At 41.5% G+C, this 17,763-nt stretch carries 15 protein-coding genes and 3 tRNA genes; 13 read left to right on the forward strand and 5 right to left on the reverse strand.

The window, feature by feature from the left end:
- Window positions 1–115: 115 nt before the first annotated feature.
- From ACFSMW_RS02410 to ACFSMW_RS02420, 3 genes are all read right to left on the reverse strand, one after another.
- Window positions 116–1,060: a DMT family transporter gene (locus ACFSMW_RS02410; protein WP_390352698.1), complete on the reverse strand. Its 945-nt coding sequence runs from the start codon at window positions 1,058–1,060 to the stop codon at window positions 116–118.
- Between the two features lie 150 nt (window positions 1,061–1,210).
- The gene (locus ACFSMW_RS02415) at window positions 1,211–3,130 is read right to left on the reverse strand and encodes a vWA domain-containing protein (RefSeq protein ID WP_390352700.1); all 1,920 of its coding nucleotides are present in this window, start codon (window positions 3,128–3,130) and stop codon (window positions 1,211–1,213) included.
- A gap of 16 nt (window positions 3,131–3,146) precedes the next feature.
- A complete protein-coding gene (locus ACFSMW_RS02420; protein ID WP_390352702.1) occupies window positions 3,147–4,022 on the reverse strand; it encodes an ATP-binding protein in 876 nt (291 codons plus the stop codon).
- Window positions 4,023–4,242: 220 nt separating this feature from the next.
- Here ACFSMW_RS02420 and ACFSMW_RS02425 point away from each other — a divergent pair, with 220 nt between their 5' ends.
- The 5 genes from ACFSMW_RS02425 to ACFSMW_RS02445 all read left to right on the forward strand — a co-directional run bounded on the left by ACFSMW_RS02425 (window position 4,243) and on the right by ACFSMW_RS02445 (window position 10,686).
- Window positions 4,243–5,691 carry a PTS mannitol transporter subunit IIBC gene (locus tag ACFSMW_RS02425; RefSeq protein WP_390352704.1) on the forward strand — a complete coding sequence of 483 codons (1,449 nt, stop codon included), beginning with the start codon at window positions 4,243–4,245 and terminating at the stop codon, window positions 5,689–5,691.
- Between the two features lie 140 nt (window positions 5,692–5,831).
- A complete protein-coding gene (locus ACFSMW_RS02430; RefSeq protein WP_390352706.1) occupies window positions 5,832–7,913 on the forward strand; it encodes a BglG family transcription antiterminator in 2,082 nt (693 codons plus the stop codon).
- 77 nt (window positions 7,914–7,990) lie between these two features.
- Window positions 7,991–8,425, forward strand: coding sequence for a PTS mannitol transporter subunit IIA (locus ACFSMW_RS02435; RefSeq protein WP_390352708.1), 435 nt, complete (start codon window positions 7,991–7,993; stop codon window positions 8,423–8,425).
- Window position 8,426: 1 nt separating this feature from the next.
- The gene (locus tag ACFSMW_RS02440; protein ID WP_390352710.1) at window positions 8,427–9,578 is read left to right on the forward strand and encodes a mannitol-1-phosphate 5-dehydrogenase; all 1,152 of its coding nucleotides are present in this window, start codon (window positions 8,427–8,429) and stop codon (window positions 9,576–9,578) included.
- 199 nt (window positions 9,579–9,777) lie between these two features.
- Window positions 9,778–10,686, forward strand: coding sequence for an EamA family transporter (locus tag ACFSMW_RS02445; protein ID WP_390352711.1), 909 nt, complete (start codon window positions 9,778–9,780; stop codon window positions 10,684–10,686).
- 90 nt (window positions 10,687–10,776) lie between these two features.
- Here ACFSMW_RS02445 and ACFSMW_RS02450 read toward each other — a convergent pair whose 3' ends face one another.
- Together ACFSMW_RS02450 and ACFSMW_RS02455 are read right to left on the reverse strand one after the other, a co-directional pair.
- Window positions 10,777–11,064: a YxcD family protein gene (locus ACFSMW_RS02450; protein WP_390352712.1), complete on the reverse strand. Its 288-nt coding sequence runs from the start codon at window positions 11,062–11,064 to the stop codon at window positions 10,777–10,779.
- Window positions 11,052–11,501 (reverse strand): hypothetical protein, encoded by a 450-nt coding sequence (locus ACFSMW_RS02455; protein WP_390352714.1) that lies wholly within the window; start codon window positions 11,499–11,501, stop codon window positions 11,052–11,054. The genes ACFSMW_RS02450 and ACFSMW_RS02455 overlap by 13 nt, the downstream gene beginning before the upstream one ends.
- 278 nt (window positions 11,502–11,779) lie before the next feature.
- Here ACFSMW_RS02455 and ACFSMW_RS02460 point away from each other — a divergent pair, with 278 nt between their 5' ends.
- The 8 genes from ACFSMW_RS02460 to ACFSMW_RS02495 all read left to right on the forward strand — a co-directional run bounded on the left by ACFSMW_RS02460 (window position 11,780) and on the right by ACFSMW_RS02495 (window position 17,744).
- Entirely contained in the window at window positions 11,780–13,117 is a 1,338-nt protein-coding gene (locus ACFSMW_RS02460; protein WP_390353889.1) for a C1 family peptidase, read from the forward strand.
- 224 nt (window positions 13,118–13,341) lie between these two features.
- Window positions 13,342–13,413, forward strand: a tRNA-Gly gene (locus ACFSMW_RS02465).
- Window positions 13,414–13,419: 6 nt separating this feature from the next.
- Window positions 13,420–13,496, forward strand: a tRNA-Pro gene (locus ACFSMW_RS02470).
- 24 nt (window positions 13,497–13,520) lie between these two features.
- Window positions 13,521–13,593, forward strand: a tRNA-Ala gene (locus ACFSMW_RS02475).
- A 133-nt stretch (window positions 13,594–13,726) separates the two neighbouring features.
- Complete coding sequence (locus ACFSMW_RS02480; protein WP_390352716.1) at window positions 13,727–13,885, forward strand: hypothetical protein; 159 nt, start codon at window positions 13,727–13,729, stop codon at window positions 13,883–13,885.
- Window positions 13,886–14,112: 227 nt separating this feature from the next.
- The gene (kynU, locus tag ACFSMW_RS02485) at window positions 14,113–15,390 is read left to right on the forward strand and encodes a kynureninase (RefSeq protein ID WP_390353891.1); all 1,278 of its coding nucleotides are present in this window, start codon (window positions 14,113–14,115) and stop codon (window positions 15,388–15,390) included.
- A gap of 52 nt (window positions 15,391–15,442) precedes the next feature.
- Window positions 15,443–16,297, forward strand: a complete 855-nt coding sequence (kynA, locus tag ACFSMW_RS02490) for a tryptophan 2,3-dioxygenase (RefSeq protein ID WP_390352718.1) — start codon at window positions 15,443–15,445, stop codon at window positions 16,295–16,297.
- Between the two features lie 103 nt (window positions 16,298–16,400).
- Window positions 16,401–17,744, forward strand: a complete 1,344-nt coding sequence (locus ACFSMW_RS02495) for a sodium-dependent transporter (protein WP_390352720.1) — start codon at window positions 16,401–16,403, stop codon at window positions 17,742–17,744.
- Window positions 17,745–17,763 lie beyond the last annotated feature (19 nt).

The following is a 17,763-nucleotide window of genomic DNA, read 5'->3' on the forward strand; positions in this document are numbered from 1 at the left end:
CCCTGTTCGTTTTCAGCCCCTGTAGAATTATGGTTACGAATAGGATTTTGAGGGAAGGTTGCTTAGCTACCTTTCCCTCTTTAAAAAGAGCCTCCAAAATGAAATTGGGGGAGGATTATGTTTTTGACCCAACGTGTTGGCGAATTTTTCCTGAAACTTGTGCGATAATAATGCCTGCAATAATCAGGCAAGAACCAGTGATGACTCCAGCAGTCATATTTTCTCCGAGGACCAGACTGCTGAACAATAAACCAAAGATGGGTACAAGCAATGTAGAAATTGTTGCCGTCACCATATCAATCATACTCAGGATCAGGAACCAGACAGAAAAGCAAAGCGCGGAAGCTAAAATGCCTGTGAACAGGATGTAATAGCCGCTGTGGAGATTTAATGCAATTGGCTCGCCCCACTCGGTAAAGAAAGTAGCTATTAAAATACCGATTGTACCGAACAGCATTTGATATGCGTTTGTTTCAAGTTTGGGCAGGTGCTGCAGCTGGAGACGATAATATACATTGGAAATTCCCCAGGAAACCGCAGCAAGGATGATGAGCAATTCTCCAATGATGACTTTCCAGTCATGTCCTAACCAAATGTCCCATCCTAAAATGGTTAGCAGGCCAAGCATTCCAATCAGCAAGCCGGCCCATTTTGCAGGGGTTAATTTTTCGGAAAGAAACTTCACTGCCAGTATGCTGCTCCACATTGGCATGGAATAAAGCAGCACTGAAGATTTGCCAGCATCTACAAAACGGAGCCCATACATGACAAGCAGGAAAACAATGGCTGTTTGCAAGATACCGAGAAGCAACAGCTGTCTCCAGTATTGGCGGAGCGGGAACCTTTTCCTGGAAAGCCAGACAATTAACAGCAATACGATAGAGCCAGTGCCGAAACGAAATGAAGAAAAAGTGAAAGGCCCCATATAGGTTAACACTTCCTTCATGAGCACCCACGCGTAGCCCCACAGTACAGTGATAATAAGAATGGGTACCCAGATCAGCAATTTGTTTTTTTGCAGTATGCTTGTAAAATACGGTTTGTCTATTGATTTTTTCATGATTTCTCCTCAAATTGGAAGTGATAAGGCAACCATTATGGTATATACAAGAAAAGTTTAATGCAATAGTCTATTCCACAGCAATATATTTGCCGGGGGCTGCTTTTTCTTAAATGTAATGCCAATAAGTATCTATGCTTTGCGATGCACTTAAATGGCTCTTAATAGCAGTTTTTTCAGAATCGGGGTAAATAACTCAGGAAGCTCAGATACATCTGGAACCATTAAACGTTCCCGTCCGTAAATGTTTTCCATCATTTTATCTTCTCTTTCATCAATCACACCATCTGACAAGAACATACCGACAACCTCAATGCCTCTTTTTCTTGCTTCTGAGACCGCTACATGTGTATCTACAATACCGTTTTGCTCATAGTGGGCAGCAGCTGGTTCGCCATCGGAAAATACAAGCAAAAATTTATGTTTTTCTCTTCTTGCCAGCATTTTCTCTGCCATGACACGGATACTGAAGCCATCCCGATTGTCCTCTTCGGGTTCGAGCTGCATGATTTTTGCCCCATTTTTCTCATAAAAAGAATCTGTAAATGAATGGATGACGTGGAAATAGTTTGGTTGATTACGTTCTTTGCCCACAGTTGCTTCTTCCCAAAAACCTACAATGGAATGAGGGATTTTCAAATGGTCCAACACTTCATGAAACAGCACAATCCCGCGTTTTGTTTCATTCATTTTTTGATTCATAGAGGCAGAACAATCGATGAGCAATGTAAAGATTGCGTCTATTTCTTTGGAATCTTGATCTTTTTTATAAAAAAGCCTTGGGTTTTCCTCTGTGAATATAGGCAGTAGGTTTTTAGACATCCTGCCAAACAACAAATCTTTGCGTGGCGTCGTCTTTTTATGTTCGAGCACTTTTTCAATCGTGTTGGACAGCTTGCGTTTATGATTTTCTACAGTGCTAACATATTGCTTGTAGAGAGCGATCTCATCAAAAGTCGGTGGCAAAGCTTCTTTGAAAATAGCAACAGCATCTTTATTTTCTTCGCCATAGGGTGCTTCACTTTTTTGCCCGGAACGGTTACCTGCTTGTTTATCCAATGTATCCAGTTTTGAATAATCCTGATGCTGGCTTTTTCCCGAGCTTCCTTGGATAGAAGCCATTGCTTGATCGGCATCCTCTGTTTCTCTTGCCCCTCCGCCTTTTAGATTGGTTTTTGTCCCGACATCAAGATCCATTTGTAAAAAGGTTTGTTTTCTATTCGCATTTTCATTTTCACGATGCCAAGTGGAAAAAGTTTCATCGATATATTCGTTTTTATCCTGGTCGACTTCTTCACAATCCTCATTGGACACATCATCTGTACGGGTCAGTTCATCAAATAGTGTGTCTCTTTCGTAATCCTCCCAATGGAATATCGGATGGGTGAAATAGATATTGACGGTGTCCTTATAATGTTCGGTCAATTGCCAAATGATTTGAGTCGCGATCCGGGCTGTATCCGCTGTGCTTTTCGCCTCAAAACTTTGAAAGAGGATTGGCTTTAATCGTTCCAGCTGCTCAAGCTGCTGTTCATTTGCCTGTGAAAATGACGGATCGGGTCCGTCTGCTTGCAATAGCAGATAGATCATGCAAAACAGTTCGTCTGATGCATAACTCCTTGTCATATTCGTTGCCAGCTGTGTTGTGAAATAATGCTTCAGATAGGATTTTCGAACCTGAAAATCTTTCTTTGTGCCTGGCCGGGAGTGTTTAATTATCTCTTCAAGGCGTAAATCTTCAAGCAATGTAAACAATTGGGAAGCAAATTGCGGCAGACTTGAATCGTCTACATCAGCTTTGTAATGATGGAAAGCTGACAGCTGAGAATCGTGCAATGTTCCGATGGCACGCAGAAAAACATCTGTTTTATATCCAGAACGCCGGATGGTCGCATCAGCGACATCCCATAATTTACTGCCGGTTATTCTATTTCCTATTACATCGATGAAGGAACCGTAAGCATATTCGAAATTGAATTCCGGTACCTGTGACAAGGTTGACGTCAAATCCTGCAATTGAAGGAAAAGATTCGTGTCAACAACTGAATTATCCCAGCGATTGTAATTCATGCAATTGCCCCTTTCGCTAAAATAACGTATCTGAGATGTTCATTACAAATTCCCGTTCGCGTTCTTCGTCCAATTTATCCACGATCGCCCTGAGAATGGCTCTTTTTGCCGGAATCATCGTGCTTAAATCACAGGCATCGAGCAATGCTCGTATCGAAGCGGCATCCTCTGAGAGATTGCCCTGTCCAACTGCTGTAATTAGGTCGCCCGATAATTTGACGAAAAGATTTATCGTGTCAGTATCGGTCAGTCTTGTTTGGTCAGAAATCAGCTGTTTCAGCTGTTCCCCCTGAATATAAGGGACATCGATAATAATAAAACGGTTTTTTAACGCTTCGTTCAGGGGAACGGTACCAATATAGCCTTCATTAATTGCGGCAATAACATTAAAATTGCCATTTGCAGTAATGATATCGTTTGTGAACGGGTTAGTAACAGTCCGGCGATAATCCAGGACACCATTGATCAGGGGAAGTGTTTCTGGTTTAGCCATATTAATTTCATCAATATATAGGAAGGTGCCATGTTTCATCGCATTGGTCACTGGCCCTGGAACAAAATCGATAACCTGTTCATCATCACGATAGGCTAGTGTTTTGAACCCCATAAGGGCCTCTGCGTCTAAATCAACAGAACAATTGACACTATACATTGGCTGATGAAATAAATTGGACAGGGTTTCTGCGAATTTCGTTTTTCCTGATCCTGTAGGTCCTTTCAATAATACATTTTTTCCTAAGGCCAATGCGGAGACGGCGTCAATTATCAAGTCTTCACTCGGAGGAACATAGCCGCCGTTTTGGATGAGCTGCTCCAGACTTGTGTCTTTATTTTGAGAGGATGTAAGCATGTTTAATACCTCTTTGGGCAGATTATAATCATGATTTTGCATTTGGTTTCTCCTTTCTCTACAAACATTTTAAAGGTTTATGGATACTTGGGCAAAGTTTGCGTCTCATTTGTTGCTTCCAGTGATGGTTTTGTATGTTTTTAAATTTTGACAACAACTATTTTGCCATTTTCGCATTTAGATTGTATTGTGAATACGCTTTAATGGTCATAGAATTTATTTATAAAGATATTATAAATTTATGTACAAAGGGGAGTTAATGATGGCAGAAAAAAGAGGCTTAAGAGCAGGTGTTCAGCGCTTCGGCAGTTATTTGAGCGGCATGATCATGCCGAACATCGGTGCGTTCATCGCCTGGGGTATCATCACAGCTTTATTTATTCCGGACGGCTGGTGGCCTAACGAACATTTCGCAACAATGGTGGATCCGATGATCAAATATTTGCTGCCGCTTTTGATTGGTTATACAGGTGGTAAAATGGTATATGATGTCCGTGGCGGAGTGGTCGGTGCCACAGCAACGATGGGTGTGGTTGTCGGAGCTGACATTCCCATGTTTTTAGGTGCAATGGTCATGGGACCGCTTGCTGGTTATTTGATGAAAAAAATCGATCAATTGTTACAGGATAAGATCCGTTCGGGATTTGAAATGCTTTACAACAACTTCTCATCAGGAATACTGGCTGCAATTCTTGCAATCCTCGCTGCATGGAAAATAGGCCCTATTGTAGAAGGACTGAACCATTTGCTTGCATCTGGGGTGGAGGGGATTATCAGTGTAGGTTTGCTCCCACTGGCCAGCATAATTGTGGAACCAGCGAAGGTTTTGTTCTTAAATAATGCCATCAACCATGGTATTTTAACACCACTTGGTATTGACCAGTCCAAGGAAATTGGCAAATCTATTCTGTTTCTTGTGGAAGCCAACCCTGGACCGGGGCTTGGTATATTGCTGGCATTTTCTATATTTGGAAAAGGGATGACAAAAAGCTCCGCTCCTGGTGCTGCAATCATTCATTTCTTTGGCGGTATACATGAAATTTATTTTCCATATGTCTTGGCAAAACCAGCTTTGATTCTCGCAGCAATTGGTGGAGGCATCAGTGGCGTCTTTACTTTAAGCTTGCTAGGTGGCGGTTTGAAAGCACCCGCTTCACCGGGAAGTATTATCGCAGTATTGGCGATGACACCAAAAGGACTCTCGAATTATGCGGCTGTCATTGCAGGTGTGCTGGTAGCTACTGTGGTATCGTTTGTCATCGGTGCACTCATTTTAAAGACAAGTAAAGACAAAGGTGAAACAGATCTTTCAGAAGCAACTGATAAAATGGAACAAATGAAAGGAAAGAAAAGTTCGGTTGCAGACACTTTGCGTAAAGAAGATGAAGAAATAAAAAGTACTGCTGACAGTGAAGCGGGAGTTGAAAAAACGCGTAATGATGTTCATAAGATCATTTTTGCTTGTGATGCTGGAATGGGATCAAGCGCGATGGGTGCGTCCTTGCTGAAAAATAAATTTAAGAAAGCAGGAATTGATATTGCTGTTACCAATAAATCCATCAATGAAATTCCTGAAGATGCAGATATTGTCATTACGCATAAGGACCTGACACAAAGAGCAAAACAAAAACAACCGAATGCGGAACATATTTCGGTGGAAAACTTCTTAGGAAGCCCGAAATATGATGAACTTGTTGATCGGCTGAAATAAAATTTAATCTGTGAGATTACTTTCCCACAAATGGTTTGCAGCGGAACGAACCAGGCTTCTGCTAGTATCAATTCCCCGCATACAATTCAGTATTGTCGTGCTGATGAAAGCGGGGGAAAAAAGTTGACGAGGGTGAGTACATGTATATTTCAGCTAGGGAAAGAAAAATTCTGGAGCGGTTATTACACACCCGAACCACAACTACCGTCAAAGAGATTGCAGATATGCTGGACGTTAGTCAGCGAACGGTGCATCGTGATTTGCGCGGGATAGAAAAAATCATTTCTGAATTTCATTTGGAATTGCATAAAAAAGCGGGAGTAGGGTTCCGGATTTCTGGAACACCGGAGAACAAGAAAAGGTTGAAAGAAGCGTTAGGAGAAATATCAGCCGTGGAATTTTCTCCCAACGAACGTAAGATGATTATTCTGTCTACTCTGTTGGAATCAGATGGTCCCGTCAAATTGTTTGCGATGGCAAATGAATTGCATGTTACAACTGCAACGGTGAGCAATGATTTGGATCAATTGGAAGAAGAGATAAAGCGGAATCAGCTCTCATTGGTCCGCAGACGAGGGTATGGGGTGGAAATCAAAGGCGAGGAGGCAAATAAACGTGCTGCACTCGCGAATTTGATTTCTTCCTTTCTTGACCCGTTTGATTATATTTCGCAAATTAAGGAAAATATTCAGCAGCGCAACAAAGATCCAATCAGTACAATTTCAAATCGATTGCTTGGGCTTGTTAACCCAGCAAGTCTTGAAGTGATTGAACGAACGGTTCAGGAAGTAAAAAAACAGCTTCCGCATGAGTTGGCTGACAGCTCATATGTTGGGCTGGTTGTGCATATTGCACTGGCGCTTGAAAGGCTGCATAAAGGGGACAGTATTACGTTTGATCGTTCTTACTTGTCACAATTAAAAAGTACACTGGAGTACAGGATTGCCGGGAAAATGATTCAAGAATTGGAAAAAGAGTTCCATATTCATATTCCAGAGGATGAGATTGGTTATATTACCATGCATCTTCTCGGTGCCAAACTCCGTGCTGGCGAAGACTTTCTTTTGGAAGATACAAGCCTGGATACAGCCTATCGGGCGAAAGAACTGATCAGTTTTGTCAGTAATGAACTGAACCTGGATCTATCAGCAAACAATTCATTGCTCACTGATCTTGTTGCGCATCTTAAGCCAGCTGTTTTTCGAATAGCTCAGGGCATGAAAATAAAAAACCCACTAATGAATGAAATTAAAACGGATTATGAAGAATTGTTCGAAGTAATTTTGGCAGGAACGAGAGAGGCATTTTCTGGCATGGATTTTCCTGATGAAGAAATTGCATATCTTGTGCTCCACTTTGCATCAGCGATATTGCATGTAGAATCATCACACGGCTTGAAAGCACTTGTTTTATGCTCAAGCGGTATTGGGTCTGCCAAAATGCTTGCGTCACGTCTGAAGCAGCACATCCCTGAAATTCAGGAGGTAGTCAATCAATCTGTGTTTGAAATGGGCGATATCGATAAGAATTCATATGATCTGATTGTTTCAACCATCCCTTTAAGAGAGCTTGAAGAGGATGAATATATTCTGGTTTCTCCCATGTTAAACAAACAGGAAGAACATAAAGTGAAAAAGGCTGTTAGAAAGCAACTGATTTCCAAACCAACTGCACGTAAAGTGTTAAATAACAACAGTGAAGAAAATACTCATTTTCAAGAGCTGCAGGGGCTGCAGCAATATATGCATGTGTTTATTGACTTACTGCATGCATTTTCTGTTAGCAAGGTCGATAAACAGCAAGATATTCCATCTGTTCTGCAGCAAATATGCTTGAATTTGGAACGCAAAGGGAACATAACCAATAAGACAGCTGTGCTGGAAAAGCTATTGCAGAGAGAGAAGATTGGCGGTCTGGGCATTCCAGGCTCAACATTGGCTCTTTTCCATACCCGTTCAGATGATATACTTACAGCTGTATTTCAAATTTACGATTTGGAAGAGGCATTGCACCTCCGGGGGATGGATGGAAAAGTAATGGAAGTAAAGCGTTTATTAATCATGCTTGCCCCGCAAGAAGCGGATGAAAAAGTATTGGAGGCTGCCAGTTTCTTAAGCGGATCCATCATCCAGAGCAAAGCGAGTATTCAATTGTTTGAAACAGGTGGTCAGGAAGAAATAAAAAGTTATTTGGCAGAACAATTTTCCAAAAACATTATGTAAAAATTTGCCGGATGAGTTGTATTCAACTTTTTCACGTAAAATCGAATATCCTAAAATATTGAAGGAGTGCATGTAAAATGGCAAAAGAAATCTTAGGCGAAGACAACATTGAATTGAATGTGGAATTGAACACCAAAGAAGAGGCCATCCGTTTTACAGGTGAAATCCTAGTTGAAAATGGTTATGTGGAAAGTTCTTACATTGACAAGATGCTTGAAAGAGAAAAGGTGACGTCAACATACATGGGTAATTATGTGGCAATCCCACATGGTACAGAGGACGCCAAATCATCAGTCATGGAAACAGGCATCTCTGTTGTAACAGTGCCACATGGAGTTGATTTTGACGGCAACGTCGTAAAAATTCTAGTCGGTATTGCCGGGAAAGGCGATGACCATTTGGAAGTATTGTCCAAAATTGCTATCGTGCTCAGCGAGGAAGAAAACATTGATAAAATTGTCAATGCTGGTTCAAAAGAAGAAATCATTCGCATTTTCGATGAGGTGAATTAACATGCAAGCAGTACATTTTGGTGCGGGAAATATCGGCCGTGGGTTTATCGGAACACTACTTTATCAGGCGGGATATCACACAACCTTCGTAGATGTGAATGAAGCAGTGATTGCAGAGATAAATCGCAAGAAACAGTATGAGGTAGTCCTAGCTGCTGAACAAAAAGAATCACTTATGGTAAAAAATGTATCCGGAATTAACAGTGTGGCGAAACCAGAAGCAGTGGTGGAAGCAATTGCCCAAGCGGATATCATCACAACTGCGGTCGGTCCGAACATCTTAGCAGTCATTTCCGAATTGATTACCGAAGGGCTGCGAAAACGTTTGGAAACAAATCAACAGCCTGTGAACATCATCGCTTGTGAAAATATGGTTGGCGGCAGCTCTTTACTGAAAGAGAAGGTTTACGCTCGTTTAAATGACCAGGATCAAGCAGCATTTTCTAATCATTTTGGTTTTCCAAATGCTGCAGTCGATCGGATCGTACCGAATCAGACAAATGAAGATATGCTCACTGTGTCTGTAGAGCCATATTTTGAATGGGTTGTGGAAAAGCCAGCCATAAAAGGGGAAATACCAGTAATCCCCGGTATCACTTATGTGGAAGATTTGGCACCGTATATTGAAAGAAAACTGTTTACTGTCAATACAGGACACACTGTGCCAGCCTATGTCGGTCATTTGCTTGGATACGAAACAATCAATGAAGCAATGAAAGATGAAGGAGTGCAAGAGGTAATTGAAGGAGCATTGGGGGAATCCGGTGAAGCGCTCATACGTACTTATGGTTTTGAACGTAACGACCATGAGATGTATATTCAAAAGATTATTCAACGTTTTAAAAACCCTTATATTTCTGATGAGGTCACAAGGGTCGGACGTGGGCCAATTCGTAAACTCGGACCCAGTGATCGGCTGATTCGTCCTGCTAAGCTCTATATCGAAACAACGGGAAATGAACCGAAATATCTCAGCAAGGTGATCGCTGCAGTGCTGAAATATCATAATCCAGCGGATGAAGAAGCTGCTCAGCTTCAAAAAATGATAACTGATGAAGGTTATAAAAGAACACTGCAGGAGGTAGCAAAGTTGGATGAAAATGATCCACTTATTGCTGCAGTCCTGAAAGAAGTAGAAAAATTGGACAGCTAAAACCTAAAACCTCCTTTTTTCAGTAGGGGGTTACAAAAGAACTGCCAGTGCGATGGAAGCATGGTGGTTCTTTTGGTTTTTATAAGCGACTGAATTAGGGCATTAACAGCTTTTAAAATTTTATTAGATTTGTCAGCTACTTTGCAGTATAATAAACAAGGTTTTTATATCCTATTTTAAAAAGCAAGGAGAATTTTTTGTGTGGTTCATTTTTTCTTTGATTACAGCATTAGCATGGGGCGGAGCTGACCTTTTTTATAAAAAGGGAACAAATAGCGACGATAAGTACAGCCATTTAAAAATTGTTGTTATGGTCGGACTTGTCATGGGGATACATGCGACAATCTATATGTCTATCAAAGGGATTGCATTTGATCCGTTTGATATGATCCGGTATTTTCCGGTTTCGTTCTTTTATATCCTATCCATGACAGTAGGTTATATCGGTTTAAGATACATCGAGTTATCAATTGCATCACCCGTGCAAAATTCATCTGGCGCGGTGACGGCAATTCTGGTGTTGATTTTCTTCCCAAAAGAACTGGGTATTGCGCATTTTGTAGGAATCGGGTTAGTAACATTGGGGATAATGGGCCTTTCCGCGCTTGAGAAAAAAGAAGAAATCGAGGCGCATCGGCTGACTGACCAACCATTGGATAAAAAATATCAAATTAGTTTTTTGGCGATTATATTCCCGCTGCTTTATTGTTTAATTGACGGGATGGGTACATTTGCCGATGCCATTTATTTGGATGAGTTGAAGTTGATCAGTGAGGATTCGGCATTACTCGCATATGAGTTTACGTTTTTCATTGCTGCGGTAATCTGTTACATATTCCTGAAGTTCATCAAAAAGGTTGATTTCCATTTGTTGAGGGAGCGGGATAAGGGGGCTGCGGCGGTCCTGGAAACTGCAGGACAATTTTTCTATGTTTTCGCGATGGCGAAAAATGCAGTAATTGTAGCTCCGCTTATCGCCTCGTATAGTATTTTTTCTGTTATTCTATCAAGGATATTCTTGAAAGAGAAACTTTCGCCAAGACACTATATCATGATCATTGTGGTCATGTTCGGGATTGCATTGCTTGGTCTGGCGGATGAATTGTAGATGGAATGAAGCTTACTTAGCTTACTTTGATTCTGTCATCTGAAAATTAAAAGGAAGCCGGAATTGCTCAGCAATTCCGGCTTCCTTTATTCAACCGACGAAGGCAATGATCCCTTGATTCTCATCAAGTTCCAGTTTGATACCAAGAAACGGATCCTCGTTCATATATTCTTTGAGCCAAAGCCGCAGTGCTTCAACCAAATTGACCATAATCAGTACTTGCTTTCTATTTGCCCAACATACTTCGGCAGAAAATCCTGTGTCTTCATCATAAATCAGCTCGGCTTCCACCTGTTCGGGAGCTATTTGTTTGTTACGTGCAGTATACACACAAAGTGCATTGATGATATCTTGCTCGGATAAGATTAATTTTGCCATGGATTGATATTCTCTTTCTTTTTACGCTTGAACAAAGATATTATTTTTCCGAGGATAGTGATGAAGATGAAGATCGCCAATACATTTATCATCAGTCCCAGCATAGATCCCAGTATCCCCATATGGCCAAGGAAACCACCAAAAATCAGGCCTGCTAATCCACCTAGCATCATCCCTTTCATGAAACGGCTGGACATGAAATTTCCTTTTTTATTCGTATTCATGGTTGAACGGTTGTTCTTCACTGAGTTTTGCTTTTTGTTCTGGAAAAATGAACCATTATTATTTTTGTTGAAATTGTTATTGTAATTAAAACCTCTTTTGCCTGATTTATAGCCCCTTGCATCCACATGTGTAGTTTGGTCTTGGAAAATGGAGGCTCCAATTGGGCCGAATACGAGTGCTGCTGTGATGAATGCAGCTAAGATTTTCTTCAATTTTTTTGGCTCCTTCAGTTAAATATTTTTCTATTGCCATCAATTATACAAGAATAATCGAGGTGCATGAAAAGAAAATGTGTCGATTCACGAACTTTTGCATCTCGTTTCCAATACAAGCTGGTGGGCGGTTCATATCCAAATTACAATCCTGTTTTGTCGCCTGGTAAAACTGGCGGCCGCCGATATAAAATTATAAATTTCAAGATGGCTTCTTTGTATTTCACAGTAAAGAGGCATACAATAAATAAAAAGTGCCTAGGGGGAAATCGAACATGATGCATAAAGAAATTTCAGAAGATATGGTCAACAATTTTTCACAAGCAGTTCATGAGAAGCCGGAAAATGATGTCATTGCCCATGCTATAAGGAAGAATGGTTTGCAAGCGACAACACAGAATGCAGCTTCATCTGTTGCTATGAACCATGTATTTTCCAATGAAATCGATACAGGTAAAGTATCTAATCAAGAACAAAGCGGCCGCTGCTGGATGTTTGCCGCGCTGAATACATTTACGCATAAATTAAGCAGTGCTTTTCAACTGAAGGATTTTGAACTCTCGCAGAACTACGTGAATTTCTGGGACAAATTCGAAAAGGCGAATTATTTCTATGAAAATATATTGGAAACTGCTGCCGAACCATTGGAGGGCAGATTAGTTTCGTGGCTGCTGGAAACTCCGCAGCAAGATGGCGGGCAATGGGATATGTTAGTGTCACTGATTGAAAAATATGGTGTGGTACCGAAACAAGTGATGCCAGAAACATTCCACAGCAGAAAATCAGGACAGCTGAATCAGCTGCTGAATGCAAAATTGCGTAAGGATGCAATCAAACTCCGTCAATTACATGAAGACGGGAAAAATGAGGCTTTGCTGCAAGAGAAGTCAGAGATGCTTTCAGATGTTTACAGGTTGTTGGTTTATACATTAGGTGAACCACCGAAAGTATTTGATTTTGAATACAAAGATGATGAAGGGAGATTTCATCGCGAACAGGATCTTACACCACAAACGTTTTATATGAAGTATGTAGGTGTCGACCTGCATGATTATGTGAGTATCATTAATGCGCCTACTGAAAATAAACCATTTGGCAAGACCTATACGGTGAGGCATCTTGGAAATGTTGTTGGGGGAACACCGGTCAAATACTTAAATGTGGACATGGACACATTGAAAAATCTCGCGGTTCAGCAACTCCAGGAAAATGAAAGTGTTTGGTTTGGCTGCGATGTGGGGCAAGATTCTGAACGAAAAGAAGGTATTATGGATACAGCAATTTTCGACTATGAAAAGGCATTGGGATTCGCTGCGCGGATGTCAAAAGCGGAGCGACTGGATTACCACGATGGCATGCTGACGCATGCGATGGTACTTACTGGTGTGAATCTTGTTGATGATAAACCAAACCGCTGGAAGGTAGAAAACAGTTGGGGAGAAAAAGTTGGGGATAAGGGATATTTTGTCATGAGTGAAGATTGGATGAATGAATACACGTACCAAGTAGTTATTCACAAGAAATACCTTTCCGAAGAATTGAAAAAAGCCTGGGAACAAGAGCCAGTTGCTTTGAAACCATGGGATCCAATGGGTTCACTGGCATTGATGGTATAAGGAATTTCAATAGGACTCCGTTAGCTTTTGTGAAAACATACTAGCTGACGGAGTTGTTATTTGAACTGTCTCAAGGCTTGTCAGTTAAGGTAACAGCCAAGCAGTTCGCAGAATCGGCGAGAGAGTGGAAGGTTACCTTATTGCGGTATATGTCTAAGCAATCTGTTTGACATCCTTTCTGCACAGGATTATCATAAATTTTGCAAGACGCTTGCTGCAACATTGCGGAAGTAGTTTAGTGGTAGAACACCACCTTCCCAAGGTGGGGGTCGCGGGTTCGAGTCCCGTCTTCCGCTTTATATCGGGAAGTGGCTCAGCTTGGTAGAGCGCCACGTTCGGGACGTGGAGGCCGCAGGTTCAAATCCTGTCTTCCCGACCATAACCATAACATTTATATAACAACGGGGCCTTAGCTCAGCTGGGAGAGCGCCTGCTTTGCACGCAGGAGGTCAGCGGTTCGATCCCGCTAGGCTCCATCCAAACAGGGAGGCAATTTTTGTCTCCCTTTTTCTGTCTGGGAACTGTACTTACAGCTGAATATTTTATGTATGGATTGATCCTTTCGGGTTAAAATAATCTTGAAATTAATTCGAAAGAAGAGGTGTCATCATGTCTGAAGCAAATAGGCATCGCGACAAGGATAAGGGAAACCAGAGAAACGTAAAAAAATACGATACGTCACCAAAAGGAAAAGATGATGTGGAAATCGCCGAGGATACGGAGTTCCTCAATATCAATAACAAAAAGAATAAGAGAAATGGCAGATAATGTACGAAACAGTGCGTTCACAAATTGAATTAATAGATAGTTCTATTGTGGAGGAAAGTTACATTAGATTATCGTTGGGGCTCATCTTAGATGGGCTTTTTTATGTGCAGAAAGGCAGAATTGCCTCTGAACGAAGAAGATTCTTTGACAAGAGATATAATAATAATTATAATAAATTCAGTCAATTAACATTATTTAGATTTGAGAATAGGAGGGCCGCTATGCACATGAGAAAAGATGTTTCGCAGACGTACGCGGCTGAACTCGATGCACAAGACAGCCTGCAGCAATTTCGTGACGAGTTTTACGTACAGCCAGATAAAATCTATTTTGATGGCAATTCGCTTGGATTGCTGTCGAAAAGGTCTGAAAAAGCGTTACTGGACATATTGAACTCCTGGAAGACAAATGGTATTGACGGCTGGGTGAAAGGGGAAAATCCTTGGTTTTATCTTTCAGAAAAGTTAGGGCAGAAAAGCGCCCCTTTAATTGGTGCTAATTCCAATGAAGTGATCATTACTGGCTCGACAACTGCCAATCTTCATCAGCTTACCGCAACCCTTTATCAACCAGCTGGTAATAAAACAAAAATACTGGCAGATGAATTGAATTTCCCGACGGATCTGTACGCACTGAAAAGTCAATTGGAACTTCACGGAAACGATCCCAAGCATCATCTCATCCAAGTGAAAAGCAGCGATGGACAAACGTTGAATGAAGAAGATATCATCGCAGCCATGACGGAAGAGGTGGCGTTTATCGTTTTGCCAAGTGTCCTGTATCGCAGCGGACAAATACTGGATATGAAAAGACTGACGAAAGAAGCGCATCACCGTGGCATAATGATTGGATTCGATTTATGCCATTCTATTGGTGCCATTCCACATGCACTCAGTGAGTGGAATGTCGATTTTGCCTTTTGGTGTACATATAAGCATTTAAATGGAGGTCCCGGGTCAGTTGCCGGCCTTTATATCAATCAAAAACACTTTTTAAAAAAGCCGGGACTTGCAGGGTGGTTCGGATCTGCGAAGGAGAAACAATTCGATTTGACGCTTGATATGCATCCGGCTGTTGATTCTAGTGCTTTCCAGGTAGGGACGCCGCATATGTTAAGTGCTGCTCCATTAATAGGGTCCCTGGAAATATTCGAGGATGCCGGCATCAATCATATACGGCAAAAATCATTGCAGCTGACTGATTATATGATGATGCTGGTTGACGCTGAACTGCAAATGTTTGATTTCTCGGTAGGAAGCCCCCGGAACCACGAAAAAAGGGGAGGACATATATTATTGCGTCATAAGGAAGCTGCCAGGATTTGTAAAGCTTTAAAAGAAAATGGTGTGATACCTGATTTTCGGGCGCCGGATGGCATCCGTCTTGCACCGGTTGCATTGTATAATACATTTTCGGAAGTTTGGCAAACCGTACGTATCTTGAAAAATATCATGATGGAAAAACAATATAAACAATTTGCCAATACGCGTGATGTAATCGCTTGATTTTTAGGAACAGCAACAATGAGTTCGCTTACAAAGGAGAGGGTGATACGCATTGTCTGAATCAACCACAGGGATATATCAAAAAATACAAGCCGAAAAGGGCGTATACACAGATTTCCGTGAAAATATGACGTATAGTGAATATCTGCATCTGGACCAGATACTTTCCAGCCAGCATCGTCTGTCCGGACATCATGATGAAATGATGTTCATTATCATTCATCAGGTCAGCGAATTATGGATGAAACTGATGCTTCATGAGCTGCAGGCTGCCACAAACGCGATTGGAAATGACGAAATGCAGCCTGCTTTTAAAATGCTTTCAAGAGTGAGCAAGTTACAGGCACAAATTATTCAAGTCTGGGATGTCTTATCAACGATGACACCTTCTGAATATCTGGAATTCAGGGATAAGCTTGGAAAAGCTTCTGGTTTCCAATCATATCAGCATCGTTTGATCGAATTTCTTTTAGGCTATAAGACAAAACAAATCCTGAAAATCTATAAAAAAGACGAAGCGGTTTATGAAATGCTGGAAAATGCTTATCGTATGCCCAGTGTTTATGACGTATCCATCAAGGCACTGGACAGAGCTGGTCTTACAATCAATCCGGCTTTGTTGACACGAGACTTTTCGAAGACCTATCATGGTGATGGGACAGTTGCCAAAGCTTGGGAGACAGTATATCTCGATGTCGATAAATACTGGGATTTGTACCAGTTGGCCGAAAAGTTGGTCGATGTCGAGGATTGGCACCAACAATGGCGTTTTCGCCATATGAAAACAGTGGAAAGAATCATTGGCTTTAAAAAAGGTACTGGCGGATCATCAGGCGTACAGTATCTGAAAAATGTGCTTGATCATCGCTTTTTTCCTGAACTGTGGGATCTGCGCACAAGAATATAGTTTTTATACGGCAGGAAAGTATAAATCTTTTTCCGTATAAGCGCAAGACAGGCATTCGCCAGGCAGTGGTGAATGCCGAGTCTTTTGAAAGAGAGGGAAAGCGATGAAAGAAAAAAATCAATGGTCATCGAAATTCGGATTTATCATGGCCTCTGCAGGTGCCGCTGTGGGACTTGGCGCCATATGGAAATTTCCATATATCACAGGTATGAGCGGCGGCGGAGCTTTTTTCATTTTGTTTATTATTTTTACGTTGCTCATCGGACTTCCTTTATTGATTTCGGAATACATCATTGGCAGAGGGGCAGGCGCTGAAGCAATCAGTGCTTATAAGAAATTAGCTCCGAAAACCCTTTGGGTATGGATTGGGCGCTTCGGTGTGCTCGGTTGCTTTTTGCTGTTGTCTTTTTATAGTGTGGTTGGCGGATGGGTTGTAATTTACACCGGGCTGTCTGTTTCGGGGAATTTGTTGCATGCAAGTGCCGACTATGCTGATATTTTCGACAAAGTGACAGGATCTGCCGGGATCACGATACTGGGACTGCTATTATTCAGCCTTATCAATGTGATTGTCATTGCACTAGGTGTTCGCAATGGGATTGAAAAAGCGAACAAATACATGATGCCATTATTATTTCTGTTTTTTATCATATTGGTCATTCGTTCGGTGACACTGAGTGGAGCTATGGAAGGGCTAAAATTTTTCTTAGCACCGGATTTTTCGAAAATTACGCGGGAATCACTTTTGTATGCACTGGGACAATCGTTCTTTGCTCTTGCTGTTGGCTTTTCCTGCCTGGTCACGTATAGTTCCTATTTAAAAAAAGATGTCAGTCTCCCATTTTCGGCAGGTTGGGTTGTCAGCATGAATATTTTTGTTTCATTACTGTCAGGTTTGGCGATTTTTCCGGTGGTTTTCGCTTATGGCTACCAACCGACAGAAGGTCCGGGTTTATTGTTCATGGTACTTCCGGCAGCTTTTTCCCAGATTCCGCTGGGCGGTGTATTCCTGAGTCTGTTTTTGCTGCTGTTTTTATTTGCGACATTGACTTCATCATTCAGTTTATATGAAATTATTGTTGCAGCATTTACAGCAAATCGTTTCCGCTCCCGAAAAATAGTAGCTTGGATCACAGGTTTGATTGTCTTTGCAGCGGCAATCCCTGCAGCTTTATCTTCCAGCTTGCTTAGGGATTTCAAGATCTTTAGGAAAAGTGTATTTGATGCGACGGATTACCTTGTCAGCAATCTAATGCTTCCTATCGGATGCCTGCTGATCGCAGTATTTATTATTCATAAGATGGACAAAGCACTTGTCAGGGAAGAATTTTTCCTTGGCGGCACTGCTAAAGCATCCTTGTTTTCCCTCTGGCGTTTTTTGATGACTTGGATTGTGCCGCTAACCATTGTCATTGTATTTTTGAGCATGCTTGGTATCTTAAAATAATGAATTGGAGGTGTGTCAG

The organism is Tigheibacillus halophilus (assembly GCF_042683165.1).
In the GTDB taxonomy this organism is placed as follows: domain Bacteria; phylum Bacillota; class Bacilli; order Bacillales; family Amphibacillaceae; genus Tigheibacillus; species Tigheibacillus halophilus.

Coding starts and splice junctions, on each gene's coding strand:
- ACFSMW_RS02410 (WP_390352698.1), bottom strand. CDS start 1,060: ATGAAAAAATCAATAGACAAACCGTATTTTACAAGCATACTGCAAAAA.
- ACFSMW_RS02415 (WP_390352700.1), bottom strand. CDS start 3,130: ATGAATTACAATCGCTGGGATAATTCAGTTGTTGACACGAATCTTTTC.
- ACFSMW_RS02420 (WP_390352702.1), bottom strand. CDS start 4,022: ATGCAAAATCATGATTATAATCTGCCCAAAGAGGTATTAAACATGCTT.
- ACFSMW_RS02425 (WP_390352704.1), top strand. CDS start 4,243: ATGGCAGAAAAAAGAGGCTTAAGAGCAGGTGTTCAGCGCTTCGGCAGT.
- ACFSMW_RS02430 (WP_390352706.1), top strand. CDS start 5,832: ATGTATATTTCAGCTAGGGAAAGAAAAATTCTGGAGCGGTTATTACAC.
- ACFSMW_RS02435 (WP_390352708.1), top strand. CDS start 7,991: ATGGCAAAAGAAATCTTAGGCGAAGACAACATTGAATTGAATGTGGAA.
- ACFSMW_RS02440 (WP_390352710.1), top strand. CDS start 8,427: ATGCAAGCAGTACATTTTGGTGCGGGAAATATCGGCCGTGGGTTTATC.
- ACFSMW_RS02450 (WP_390352712.1), bottom strand. CDS start 11,064: ATGGCAAAATTAATCTTATCCGAGCAAGATATCATCAATGCACTTTGT.
- ACFSMW_RS02460 (WP_390353889.1), top strand. CDS start 11,780: ATGCATAAAGAAATTTCAGAAGATATGGTCAACAATTTTTCACAAGCA.
- ACFSMW_RS02480 (WP_390352716.1), top strand. CDS start 13,727: ATGTCTGAAGCAAATAGGCATCGCGACAAGGATAAGGGAAACCAGAGA.
- kynU (WP_390353891.1), top strand. CDS start 14,113: ATGAGAAAAGATGTTTCGCAGACGTACGCGGCTGAACTCGATGCACAA.
- ACFSMW_RS02495 (WP_390352720.1), top strand. CDS start 16,401: ATGAAAGAAAAAAATCAATGGTCATCGAAATTCGGATTTATCATGGCC.